The organism is Enterococcus sp. DIV0800, assembly GCF_050559735.1.
Classification (GTDB): Bacteria; Bacillota; Bacilli; order Lactobacillales; family Enterococcaceae; genus Enterococcus_A; species Enterococcus_A devriesei.
Map to the genome: position 1 here is coordinate 2,240,785 of NZ_CP187898.1, position 12,254 is coordinate 2,253,038.

Genomic DNA, 12,254 nt, shown 5'->3' on the forward strand with positions numbered 1-12,254 from the left:
AAAATAATGGACTACATCTTACTTAACGTTTCTTTCAACACCGCAAATTCTTCATTGCTTAAGGTTACGCCTTTGCCCATTTTTTCATGGTCAGGGGCCCAGTCTCTTAGATCAAACTTAGGCGGCCGTTCATTCCAACTCACCAGATTCAATTCCTTGCGCCAGCCCTTCGGATTCTCCGATAGCACAGCGATTTCTTCGACGATTTCATAATTAAATTCTGCCATTATAATTCCTCCTGTAAATAACTAAAAAAAAGTGCCAGCAAGGTCTGGATCGGCCAGCGGCGATACCACTGTTCCCACGAGCCGGTTTGCTGATAAATTTGTAAGACTTGATGATAATCAGAAAAAAGATTGTGATGATTGATAAAATCCTCGATCTGTTCCTGTACCGAAATTCCCGGACCGAATTTACTTGGCGCCTCGATTTGACGTCGCAATACGACGATCAATTCTGACGGTGTAAATACTTGGACCGGCGAAATCTTCAGCCAATAAGCAAAAAATTCTAAACAAGCCAGACTCAGTAATTCCACCGGCACACTGCGCCGGAAAAACTTTTTCAATTCGAGATAAAGCTGATCCAGCTCAAGTGGCACCTGCTTTTTTACTTTTTGTAAAAAATCTTTCGTCAACCGTTGAAAATCAGACTGACAACTAAAAAAATAGCGTTCCCCTTGCAACTCACCAAATGCTCGCTTCGTTTCCAAATAGCCTAAATCAATATTGACTGACGCGCGATCACTGTGAAACAGCAATAAATCCCCTAGACTCCAGGGGCTGGCTAGAGAAAGCTCCGCGACCTCCGCCGGCAGACGATATTTTTTATCCAGACCCGGTCCGTGAACATCCACTACGATGACTTCCGTGATCCCTTGCTGCAAAGCGACGTCCACCGGCAAATTATTCCGATAGCCGCCGTCAACATAAAAATCATTCCCGATCTTCGCCATTGCCATCATCGGGAAAAACGCCGACGATGCCAACAACCAATCAATAATCTCCCCTTTAGGACATTGATTAAGTGAAACAATGATTTCTTGAAAAGCCGGTACCTTCGTTGTTACAACAGACAGTGGACTAGCCTGTTGAATTTTTTGCGGGTCAAGTCGCTCCTCTAACAAGCGTCTCAAAGGGGCCGAAGAAAGGCCTCGTTGTCGCAAAGATGTTTTAATAAAGGTTCGTAGCTGATCCACCTGAGCCGAAAAATCCAATTCTTCGACCTCCTTAAAGGTGATCTCCAACACTTTATCCGTTTCGATCTCTTCCCACAGCGCAACGGCCTGATCATACTCTCCCTGAGCAATCAAGGCGCCATTCAAGCCACCAACCGACGTGCCGCTGATCACAGCAAAAGAAATATTTTTTTCTAGCAAGGCTTTCCAAACACCGATTTGATACGCGCCGCGAGCCCCACCACCGCCTAAAACCAAGCCGGTTTGATAAACTAACCGTTTTTGCCAAACCTCTCCGACGAAGCGGTATCCTTGGCTGATCAGCCATTGTTGAATGATCAGATTGGCCTGCAGCTTTAATTTTATCGTGTGCTTGAATTCACGGCGGGCCGCATTTTCTAATAACAAAAAAGCGGTCTTCCAGTTCAGTTCTGTTGTAATCAGCAAGTTATTGATCACCCACGCTTCTTTTTCCACGACTTTATCAACAAACAGGCAATCTGCTTTGTAACGTAACAAAAAACCATGGCCTTTTTTACCGCTGAAAAATATTCCGTTCGTGCTTGACGATGGGAAGAATAGAAGGGAAAAAGCAAATGCGTCTGCTGAAAAATTGTCCAATCCGCTAATAGCTCAGAGGCGTAAATTCTTTTAAGCTCCATCATCGTCTCCTTCAAATTTTTGATTGAGGTAATTCGTCATACTTGTTTCAAGTATAGCAGAAATCCAAGCGGTTCCCTTAGCCAAAAGGGTCAATTCTTATTAAAACAAAAAACTTCAAGGCTAGCCTCGAAGTTTTTTGATTTTAATAGGTTCTCTGTTCCATCTCAAAAGCTTTCAACATCGTATCCGTCGCATTTTTCACCGGAGTAACCCCAACTAGCTCCCCTTGGACGATGATCCGGGTGATCCCTTCGATCTCGCCGCAGGTAATTAAAGTAATCTGTTGTTTCCCTGGCTGGACGTCTAGATATTTTACTTCCGTCGGCTGGACACGCACCTTTAAAGTCGTTTTATAAGTATAAACATTTTGCAGATCGGTTAAATAAATTAGATCATTCGCTTTGATCCCTTCAAGGGGCGTAAATAAAAGACCCGGTCGATCCGCCCGATGGCTCGCTAAGGCATAATTTCCTTCACCCATTTTTTGATCAGGGGATAAGGTCCCGGCGCCATACAAAAGTACTTCATTGGATAACCCCTTGAATATCGGCAAATTGATTTCTACCGAAGGGATCGCGATGCCGCCGATAACTGGCAATCGCTTGTTACTTAATTGTGCCTGCAGCACAGCTTCTGTACTAGCGGGCTCCACCGCATCAAAATCAAAAGAAGCCTCTTTGCGCATATTTTTATCGATTTCGCTTTTATCTACCTTCGCCACGGTATAACGCTCACCGTTATACTGCATCAAAAAATATTTGATTTGATTGTTGAAAATCAACGCTAATCCTACGAGCAGCAATAAGAAAAGAAAAATATTAATGAACCAATTCCTTTTTTTCTTCATCACAAGCCTCCTGAGTTTCCATCTAATAATATCATACTCTGTTCCTTCACATGATACTACTTTCACTTAATAGAAAAAAAAATTAAAAAAAGAAATAAACAGATTATCCATTCGTTATTTATTAAAGTGTTTTTAATTGTTAAAAAAGTGCTTTAACATTGCAGTTTTTAAGGCCTTTGTAATCTAATTTTAAAATAAAAGATACGAGCTTTTTTTTTATTATTGCGTTAAAATGATTGTGACAACTATTAGAAAGGGTGAAAATCTGTGCCAGAAACATTATTTACTTATATTGATTCAACAAGTAATGCCGTGCTCTCAAAAGGCCTTTCACCCAACGATTTTGTTGACGGAATCGTCCATCAGCCGAAGCATTTGTTATTACTAGATCCCGCATCCGAGATCGGCGAGTACGAAAATCATACCGGCTTGAAAATTCTTAATACACCAGATCAAATTCAAAATTTCTTTAGCAACAAAACCTTTAACAACTCGAAAGAAAGCAAGTGGATCGATTTTAATGATTTGACGATGTTGAAGGAGTTAACACCATTAGAAATTTCTGAATTGCTTTATTTTGGTCATATGCGGACACATCTGCATTCACCTTTCTTTTACAAACTACAAAACAACTTTGTTTATTTCAATCTAGGGAATGGAACAATGCGCGTTTATTATCGCTATCTCGATGAATTTTATCGGATCTTAGCCAGCAAATTGACTCGGATCGTTTTAGAAAAAGTCAACGATCGTCGTTCCTTTTTCCGCAAAGGTTCCTCCGTCGCTCATTTAGACGGTGAAATATTGAAAGAATTGTATCCGATTTTGCAAGAAGGCGCAATTTTTTGTTTTGGGCATTCCGAATTAATCAATAAAATCTACCATATCCCGATTTATTTATCTGACGAAAAAGGCTGGCGCCGTAGCTCCAAGAGTTATAAAAAGGAACAGCACGTCGCTGAACTTTCTTATGACAGCGCCAAACAAACTTGGCATTTGAACATCGAAAACGATGATCCTGTCTTCTCATTCCGTTAAAAAAGCATTCGCCTCTGGAAAAGATTTCCAAAAGCCAATGCTTTTTTTGTATGACGGAGATTGCTCTGTCAAAACCTCGATTAATGGCTGTGCTTTTCAATCAAGTTGCCATCTTTAGGCAAATACAGCTGGGGTACTTTTTCTAAGATTAGAACGGCCACAATTGCCGTGATGATCGCTGTCGCCAATCCGCTGGCGCCATTCATGACAAAGGAAAAGATCCACGGATTCATTCCCCACAAAGCATAGCTGCCCCAGAAAACGACACCGGCAACAAAGTGCCAGAAAAATCTTGCTCCCGTTCCCACCAGCGCGCCATAAACGATATTTTTGCGAGCGGAACTCAAATCTTGGTCCATTAATGCTTGTTGAACTTTTTTCGCATAGAGTCCTGCGAAACCAGCGAATGTAAAGGCAATCGGGTATTCAATCAATACTTGAACGACGCTAAGAAAATAAACATCCCCCGCCGGAAAATGTAAAATCCCCCAAATAAAGGCCGATAATAGCGCCGGTTTCACCCCACGGCGCAAAGCGAACAACGTCATAGGAATCATTCCTAATGAAATCGTGAAGCTGCTGCCGATCGTTGTTGGAATCAGTGACAACATAAAAGCCAATGCCGCTACGATCGTTCCTTCAATCATAATTCTTGTCTTACTCATAAAAAAACTCCTCCTTTTGAACATACAGTCCACAAAGGAGAAGTAATATCATTACTTCGTCACAATTCCTACGCTCGAATGACCGAAACAGGTACTAGGGTTTAGAGTAATCTCAATCTCAGCCCGAAGGCTCCCCTTTGTGAAAGTACTATTCTATTTTTAATTACATTGAGAGTATAGCAGATATCTGCCTAGTCGTAAATGTATAAAATACTTTTATCGTGAAATACTTTCTTGATCACCGCTAGGCGACAAGGTCGTGACTTTTTTGATCCGATCGATCGTCAGCATCACTAGTTGATTTTCTTGTGTACGAATCACAATGGAATCATTGGTGACTACTTTCGGCAGCCAACCTGAGATCGTTTCAAATTTTTCTTCATCTTTTTCATCTTGAACTTGAAGGACGACTAAACTATTTTGCAAAGAAGCCATCTTCAACTTGAGAAAAATATTCTCATTGGCTTGCTCTTGCGCACGTTTTTCAGCAGAATCATTCAAAAAATCCGAGATGAAACGATATGATGAATTCGAAAACAGCTTAATTAAATTCTTTTTAGGCTTCTCGCTTTTAGTCATTCGGCTTCCTCCTACCAAGAGCATGTTTGTGTAGTATGATTTTACTTAAATTTTTTGGAAAAAACAAGGAAACTAGCCTTTTTCAAAAAAAGTTAACCAATCATTTAATCCTTTTTGAATCAATTCATAAGTTTCCTCAAAATCACCCGTGTACCAGGGATCAGGAATACTTTCTCCCGCATGTTCGGGGACGCGATCCAAATATAAATAAATCTTCTCTTTCGTTTCCGCCGGTGCGATTGCTTTTAGGTCACGAACGTTTTCCTGATCCATGCCGATAATATAATCCGCTTCATAAAAATCAGTCGTGCTTACTTGCCGAGCCCGCATCCCTTTCGCCGAGATGTGATGTGCGGCCAAGATTTTTTCCGTGCCATGATGCGGCGGATTGCCAACCTCCCATTGACTGGTGGCAGCCGAGTCGACTTGAAAATTTTCTTCTTTCTGCTGTTCAAAAGCATCACGAAATATCGCTTCTGCCATCGGCGAACGGCAAATATTTCCCATACAAACGAATAGAATCTTTTTCATGTTATTCCTCCTGTGCTATAGTCAATTTATCAAATGAAATGAGGGATCGTAAATGAGTAAAATTTATCTTTCCGCCAAACTTCCTGAGCTTGGAACACAGCTATTAAAAGAAGCCGCGCTTGAATACAAGGTGTTTGAAGACACTGGTTTAATCTCAAAAAAAGAATTGCTGAAAAATGTTGCGGATTGTGAAGTATTGATTTGTCCGTTATCAACCCAAGTGGATCGCGAAGTGATTGACGCGGCGCCAAATTTGAAGCTGATTGCTAACTTCGGTGCAGGCTTTAATAATATTGATGCCGCTTATGCAAAAGAGCAAGAAATCTATGTAACCAACACACCAGTGGTTTCAACAAACGCTACGGCTGAATTGACCGCTGGCTTAATCATCGCATTATCTCGCCGGATCGTTGAAGGTGATCGCTTGATGCATCATGAAGGCTTTGAGGGCTGGGCACCACTATTTTTCTTAGGACACGAATTAAAAGACAAAACCTTAGGGATCATCGGCATGGGCCAAATTGGGCAAGCCTTAGGAAAAATGATGCAGGCCTTTGGAATGAAGCTTATTTACAATCAACGCCACCCACTAGCTTCTGAAGTAGAAGAAAGTTTACAGGCAACCTATCTGTCACAAGCTGAGGTCATTCAGCAGGCCGATGTTCTAAGCTTACATGCCCCCTTAACGGAAGCTACTCACCACCTGTTAAGCAGCGAGAGTTTTTCCAAAATGAAAGACAGCGCCTTTTTGATCAACGCCGCTCGCGGACCTTTGATTGACGAAGTCGCACTTGTTGAAGCCTTGAAGAATCATCAGCTTGCCGGTGTTGCTTTAGACGTTTATGAATTCGAACCAAAAGTCACCGAAGCCTTGAAAGACTTCGACAACGTCATTCTGACGCCTCACATCGGTAATGCTAGCGTAGAAGCCCGTGATCAAATGGCCGAGATCGTCGCGAAAAACGCGATTGCCTTATTAAACCAACAGCCAATCAAATACATCGTAAATGGACTGACATGAGCTTAGCTCTCATGCCAGTCTTTTTCGTATAAACGATACGCAAAAAATTCAATGTCTTTCGCAAAACGAAACAACTGCGCTGCGATCGTGATTGGCGGCTGCTCGGCTCCGGCTAATAACCAATCCGTTAAAATTCCGCCGCAGCCATACGCCAAAAAGCGGGCATAAAATTCTTTATCGGTCAAAGACAGCTCGCCTTCTTGATCGACATCATCAAACAAACGTACAAATAAGCTTTTCGCTAGATCAGTAAAATCTTTCGTCAAAACCTCTGACTCAGCCGTAACTGTATTCAAATAAAATTGATGACACTCCTGCATTTGCTTCAGCATCTTCAAGACCGCTTCTTCCCAATTTTCCAGTGACAGCTCACTGGATATCAGGTATTGCATGCCCCGCTGATAATAGGCGTAACGCAATAAATCATTCTTATCTTTAAAATGATAGTAAAACGTTTGGCGGTTCAAGCCGGCCGACTGACTGATGTCCTGAACAGTGATCTTGTCATAATTTTTTGTTTGGCACAAAGCGACTAGCGCCTTGACCAAAATTTCTTTGGTAGCTTTTCCTTCCGCCATCGATTCACCTTCTATGCTTGATAAGGATAATTAAAATGTTCATATGCTAAAGGGGTTGCCATCCGACCGCGAGGAGTCCGTTTGATAAAGCCTTTTTGAATCAAATAAGGCTCGTACATATCCTCCACTGTCTCGCGCTCCTCACCGATGTTGACGGCTAAGGTGCTTAAACCGATCGGTCCCCCATGATACAGCTCGATCATAGTTTTTAATAATTTCTGATCGATATAGTCCAGTCCCGCTTCATCTACTTGCAGTAACCGCAACGCTTGGTCTGCGATCTGCTGATTGATCACCCCATCCGATTGGACTTGCGCGAAATCACGGATTCGTTTCAACAAACGATTGGCGATCCGGGGGGTTCCTCGTGAACGGCGCGCAATCTCAACTGCACCTGTTTCCACGATCTCCGTTTCAAAAATATCCGCCGAACGCAAAACGATCTCCCGCAAATCTTCTTCCTCATAATACTCCATGTGAGAAATGATCCCGAAACGATCCCGTAGCGGTGCTGAGAGCATCCCAGCTCGCGTCGTTGCTCCTACCAAAGTAAAAGGCGGTAATGGAAAATGCACCGGATGAGCGGTTGGCCCTTGACCCACCATGATATCGACATAATAATCTTCCATGGCTGAATACAAAGTTTCCTCCGCTACCCGTGGCAAGCGATGAATCTCATCAATAAATAAGACATCCCCCGGTTCCAACTCATTTAAAATCGCGACCAGATCCCCCGGCCGTTCGATCGCGGGCCCACTAGTAGAACGAATCTGTACATCCATTTCATTAGCGATCACCATCGCCATCGTGGTTTTCCCTAAGCCGGGTGGTCCATAAAGCAAGACATGATCCAATGCTTCTTGTCGATTTTTCGCCGCTTCGATATAAATCGACAGCTCCTGTTTGACCTTATCTTGCCCGATGTATTGTGCAAGGTAACGAGGACGCAGTGATTTTTCTAAACTTTTATCATTTTCATCCGCGTCAGGTGAAAGTAAACGCTCTTCATCCATTTATCTCGTCCTCCTATTTCTTCATCATTAATTTCAAAGCCGCTCGTAAATAATCGTCGGTGTTCTGTAATGTTTCTTTTTCCAACGCCTTTTCGACCTTCTTGATTTCCTTTGGACTGTAGCCTAAAGCCTGCAATGCTTCCATCGCCTCAGCCAAGGCCGTGCTTGAATCATTGCCGCCTTCATAAAATAGCGACATTGGGTCATCCACTAATTCAGTCAACTTGCCCTTCAAATCTAAAACCATTTGCTGGGCGGTCTTCTTCCCTACGCCTGGAAACTTCGTCAAATAAGTCACATCGCCGGCTTCGATCGCTTGGATCAAGCCTTGGTGATCGTCATTGGCCATGATTGCAAGTCCGCTCTTTGGTCCAATGCCTGATACGGAAAGCAGCCGTAAAAATAATTCTTTCTCAGCCAACGTCTCGAAGCCATACAATAAATGGGCATCCTCACGAATGATCTGCTGCACATAAATCGTGATCGACTGCTCCATTTTGCTGCTATAACGATAAGGATTGCCTAACGCGATCTGGTAGCCAATACCATTTACATCCAGCACCACATAACTAGGGCTGATAAAGGTCAACCGACCTGTAATATATTCGTACATAATAAATCCTTTCTGGATTGAAAACTATTCTGTAGTTATCGTTTCATTAAAATCTGCAAATAGCTCCGCTTCAAACAACTTGAAAGAAAAATAAAAAGAAGCATTTCTGCACATACGTTCTCATTATTCTAGCATAAAAAACGGCGGTTAAAAACTCTTACCGCCGAAACCTTGTAATAACTGAAGCAGTGCCAAATAATCAGACATCCGCAGTTCTTGCGTAATCAACAACGTAGGCAAGTCTTGGGCTACTTCCGATAAAATACTTGTCGTTAAACACAAATCTCCTTCGCTTTTTCCCTCAACAAATAAAACTTGATACTCATTAGCTAAAAAACGACGCAGATCCTCTTTCAAGATTGTTTCTTCAAACTCTGGCAAATCGGTTTGCAAAAAAATCCGCAGCGTAGGACGATTGATCAACTCGGTTAGCCGACGTAGCACCGATAGATAACGGTCAAACAAGATCGATTCGCTACCGTGCTCCGCCAGCACTTCCGAAACAAACGTAACTAGTTGCGGCTGTTGTTGAGTAATATTGGTCCAGAAAGCTTTCCCATTAATATTAAAATGGATCATGGGAAATAAACGGTGATACAAATGCCCACTGATCAAATAATCCTCCGCCTGCAAGTCGATAAATTTTTCCCAAACGGTGGGATCGGCGATTTTCTTTTTCAATCTTTGATTGATGGTCTCAACCTCTTGCATCACTAAAAAGGGCTTCTGTGCTAATAGCTGATGAATTTTATTCGTGATGGCGGGGACATGATAATATTCCTCCCGCGTCAAAAGATTTAAAAAAAGATTTCCCATTGCAGCAAGTGTCTGAAAATATGCGGGCATTACTGGTCGCAGCTGAGTATGAAACTCTTTGAATAAGGGATCAGCTGCTAAGACTGCTTGACTAGCCAGCGGATCTTCTACCGCATAATGTTGCGCCTCTCGTAATAAATGCGCGCCAACTAAATATTCTAAGCGCTGTGCTTTAAGTGGATTCAACGCTACTTGAAAAAAGTCTTGAATCCCGCGGCTGATTTTTTGGATCATCTGATAGTTCAACGGTGCAAAGGGCCAGATTTTTCCGCGGAACAAGCGCCAATAATAAACCGATAGATACATCCGCACGACCGATTCTGGCGCCTTAAAGACGACCCGTCCTCGCTCAACGGCCAGCTGCAGCGGTTCAAGCTTTCCTGCCAGTTCTTTTAGTTTTCGGCGGATCGTGGACTCGCTGCGATACAATTTTTTACTGAGGTCTTTCACCGTTTTCCCTTGCCCGGCGATGACTAATTCCAGCAAACGAAAAGCCAGTGAGCGACGAATCAAATCAATCGCAAACTGCTCCTGCTCTAAAGCTTGATCCGCAATCATCAACTGATAACGAGGTCCAATTTTTTTAAACAAAGGCAATTTCGTCTCGGTAAAACGATTGTAGCTTTTACTCAGATCTTCAAAAAACCGTTGGACACTGCGGACATCAACGGCTAACAAATCGGCTAAATCTGCTTGCTTATATGCCTTGCCATCAGCCATCAATTCTAATAGACAAAGACTGTAATAAATATTTTTATCATAACTTTGAATTTCCACGGCTCTAATGTGCATAAAAAAAACTCCTTCACTCTTTATTTTAGCAAAAAGAGTCAAGGAGTCGTTACTAAAGACCTTCGAACAAGCGAAAGAGCAGCGGCAACAAGGCGACGGTCACCAGACCATTTACACAGATACATAGACCTGCGAGAATTCCTTCAAGCTCACCGATCTCGATAGCACGGCCCGTTCCGATAGCATGGGAGGTACTGCCTAAAGCAATTCCTTGCGCCACGGGGCTTTCAATTTTAAATAATTTAAAAATCTTGGTTCCAACTAAAGCGCCAAAAATTCCGGTGGAAACAACGATCGCTAAGGTCACTGGCGAGATCCCCCCCATTTGACTGGAAAGATCCACTGAGATGGCGGTCGTTACCGACTTTGGCAATAGCGAAACGACGATGCCCTGATTAAGAGAAAATAGTCGACCAATCAACACACTGATCAAACAATTAAAGACTACCCCCACCAAGGTCCCTAAAATTACCGGTAAAAAATAGCGCTTGAGTTTGTCAAAATTTTGATACAACGGCAAAGCTAAGGCCACCGTCGCCGGTGTGATCATCATGGTAAATAAATTACCGCCCATATTATAAGCTTTGTAGCTGATTCCGCTGAGTTTCAATAAAACAATGATAAGAATGACACTTGCGATCAAGGGATTGATAAAAGGAATATGAACTTTTTTCAATAGCTTGTCCATAGCCGTATAAATCAACAGCGTCAAAGCCAAGCCAAACAGCGGGTTACTCGCCAGCGCTGAAATCATCGACTTCACCTCGAATCTTCTCAACTTTTTCGACTAAACGAGCCTTTTCTTCCTGACTCTTCAACGTAATTTTTTCGACAAATTCGGCGGTCTTGCCGACAGCGACTAAGGAGACTAGCGAACAAAGCACTACCGCTCCCAATAAAATCGGCCAAATATATTTGATCGCACCGTAATACTGCATCAAGCCGACTCCTGCAGGTACAAATAAAATCGTCAAATGATTCAATAAAAAGTTCGCGGTATCTTCAATCGCCGATGTTTTTAACAGCTTGGTTTGGAAAGAAATAAATAAGAGCAAAATCCCAATGATACTTCCCGGCACAGGCAAATGCAAAAACATTCGCAACCCTTCACCAATAATTGAATACAATAATAATAAACTTAATTCCTTAAACATTTTCATTTTGATCGCCCTAACTAAAAAAACTATGATGTTTCCAGTATAGCGAAAAAAAATGTTCCCTCCGCTCAATTTTTGCATATTTTTCATACACTTTCTGAAAAATACCAATAAATTAATTTCCTACGCAGATCATTTTTCTAACTTGCTAAAGCGGGAAAAAACTGACAATCTACTCAAATACCTAGCTGGAATAAATTATTGCCAAAATTTATTCTCTTCGTCGTAGACATACCCATTTGGCTAATTACGCTAAAGCGCAAAGAAAAACTGGCAAAAAAAATACGCCGGAGTTGCCGGCGCATCTACTTCACGATTTCTTTATATTCACCGTAGCCGGCGTCATCCATTTCATCAAACGGCACAAAGCGTAAAGCCGCTGAGTTGATGCAATAGCGTAAGCCACCTTGATCTTGGGGGCCGTCATTAAAAACATGACCAAGATGTGAATCGGCTTCTTTGCTGCGAATTTCCACTCGATGCATCCCGTGTGAAAAATCGGCTTTTTCTTTGACACCGCGTTTTTGAATGGGGCGGCTGAAAGCTGGCCAACCGCAACCAGCGTCGTATTTATCATTGGAAGAAAATAAGGGTTCGCCACTGACGACATCGACGTAGATCCCTTTTTGATAAAAATCATCATACTTGCCAGAAAATGGTCGCTCGGTCGCGTTTTCTTGTGTCACCGCATATTCCATTGGCGAAAGTTTTTTCTTTAAAGCGTCTTGATCCATTGTGTCTCCCTCTTTCTTTATTTTTTTAGG

General features: G+C 42.4%; 15 protein-coding genes and 1 riboswitch. Of the genes, 2 read left to right on the plus strand and 13 right to left on the minus strand.

The window, feature by feature from the left end:
* Positions 1-11: 11 nt before the first annotated feature.
* The 3 genes from IGI54_RS10820 to IGI54_RS10830 form a co-directional block, all read right to left on the minus strand.
* Positions 12-227: a YdbC family protein gene (locus IGI54_RS10820; RefSeq protein WP_071862992.1), complete on the minus strand. Its 216-nt coding sequence runs from the start codon at positions 225-227 to the stop codon at positions 12-14.
* Positions 227-1,696: a patatin-like phospholipase family protein gene (locus tag IGI54_RS10825; protein WP_430620689.1), complete on the minus strand. Its 1,470-nt coding sequence runs from the start codon at positions 1,694-1,696 to the stop codon at positions 227-229. The genes IGI54_RS10820 and IGI54_RS10825 overlap by 1 nt, the downstream gene beginning before the upstream one ends.
* Before the next feature lie 286 nt (positions 1,697-1,982).
* Positions 1,983-2,687 (minus strand): class A sortase, encoded by a 705-nt coding sequence (locus IGI54_RS10830; protein ID WP_430620690.1) that lies wholly within the window; start codon positions 2,685-2,687, stop codon positions 1,983-1,985.
* A gap of 267 nt (positions 2,688-2,954) precedes the next feature.
* Between IGI54_RS10830 and IGI54_RS10835 the strand changes: the two genes are divergently transcribed.
* Positions 2,955-3,725, plus strand: a complete 771-nt coding sequence (locus IGI54_RS10835) for a hypothetical protein (protein ID WP_313630646.1) — start codon at positions 2,955-2,957, stop codon at positions 3,723-3,725.
* 80 nt (positions 3,726-3,805) lie between these two features.
* Here IGI54_RS10835 and thiT read toward each other — a convergent pair whose 3' ends face one another.
* From thiT to IGI54_RS10850, 3 genes are all read right to left on the minus strand, one after another.
* Complete coding sequence (thiT, locus tag IGI54_RS10840; protein WP_216430589.1) at positions 3,806-4,390, minus strand: energy-coupled thiamine transporter ThiT; 585 nt, start codon at positions 4,388-4,390, stop codon at positions 3,806-3,808.
* A 48-nt stretch (positions 4,391-4,438) separates the two neighbouring features.
* Positions 4,439-4,537: riboswitch (TPP riboswitch) on the minus strand.
* A gap of 69 nt (positions 4,538-4,606) precedes the next feature.
* A complete protein-coding gene (locus tag IGI54_RS10845; protein WP_071862987.1) occupies positions 4,607-4,969 on the minus strand; it encodes a hypothetical protein in 363 nt (120 codons plus the stop codon).
* A 72-nt stretch (positions 4,970-5,041) separates the two neighbouring features.
* Positions 5,042-5,500, minus strand: a complete 459-nt coding sequence (locus tag IGI54_RS10850; RefSeq protein ID WP_430620691.1) for a low molecular weight protein-tyrosine-phosphatase — start codon at positions 5,498-5,500, stop codon at positions 5,042-5,044.
* Between the two features lie 52 nt (positions 5,501-5,552).
* Between IGI54_RS10850 and IGI54_RS10855 the strand changes: the two genes are divergently transcribed.
* Positions 5,553-6,521: a 2-hydroxyacid dehydrogenase family protein gene (locus tag IGI54_RS10855; RefSeq protein ID WP_430620692.1), complete on the plus strand. Its 969-nt coding sequence runs from the start codon at positions 5,553-5,555 to the stop codon at positions 6,519-6,521.
* Positions 6,522-6,523: 2 nt separating this feature from the next.
* Here IGI54_RS10855 and IGI54_RS10860 read toward each other — a convergent pair whose 3' ends face one another.
* The 7 genes from IGI54_RS10860 to msrB form a co-directional block, all read right to left on the minus strand.
* On the minus strand, positions 6,524-7,099 hold the full coding sequence (locus IGI54_RS10860) for a TetR/AcrR family transcriptional regulator C-terminal domain-containing protein (RefSeq protein ID WP_071862984.1): 576 nt from the start codon (positions 7,097-7,099) through the stop codon (positions 6,524-6,526).
* A gap of 11 nt (positions 7,100-7,110) precedes the next feature.
* Complete coding sequence (gene ruvB / locus IGI54_RS10865; RefSeq protein WP_071862983.1) at positions 7,111-8,112, minus strand: Holliday junction branch migration DNA helicase RuvB; 1,002 nt, start codon at positions 8,110-8,112, stop codon at positions 7,111-7,113.
* Between the two features lie 13 nt (positions 8,113-8,125).
* A complete protein-coding gene (gene ruvA, locus IGI54_RS10870) occupies positions 8,126-8,725 on the minus strand; it encodes a Holliday junction branch migration protein RuvA (protein ID WP_071862982.1) in 600 nt (199 codons plus the stop codon).
* A 147-nt stretch (positions 8,726-8,872) separates the two neighbouring features.
* Positions 8,873-10,333: a helix-turn-helix domain-containing protein gene (locus IGI54_RS10875; RefSeq protein WP_430620693.1), complete on the minus strand. Its 1,461-nt coding sequence runs from the start codon at positions 10,331-10,333 to the stop codon at positions 8,873-8,875.
* Positions 10,334-10,385: 52 nt separating this feature from the next.
* Positions 10,386-11,084, minus strand: a complete 699-nt coding sequence (locus IGI54_RS10880; RefSeq protein WP_430621496.1) for an LrgB family protein — start codon at positions 11,082-11,084, stop codon at positions 10,386-10,388.
* Positions 11,065-11,493 carry a CidA/LrgA family protein gene (locus IGI54_RS10885; RefSeq protein WP_071862979.1) on the minus strand — a complete coding sequence of 143 codons (429 nt, stop codon included), beginning with the start codon at positions 11,491-11,493 and terminating at the stop codon, positions 11,065-11,067. Before IGI54_RS10885 ends, IGI54_RS10880 begins: the two co-directional genes overlap by 20 nt.
* A 302-nt stretch (positions 11,494-11,795) precedes the next feature.
* Positions 11,796-12,224, minus strand: coding sequence for a peptide-methionine (R)-S-oxide reductase MsrB (gene msrB, locus IGI54_RS10890; protein ID WP_313630643.1), 429 nt, complete (start codon positions 12,222-12,224; stop codon positions 11,796-11,798).
* Positions 12,225-12,254: the final 30 nt, after the last annotated feature.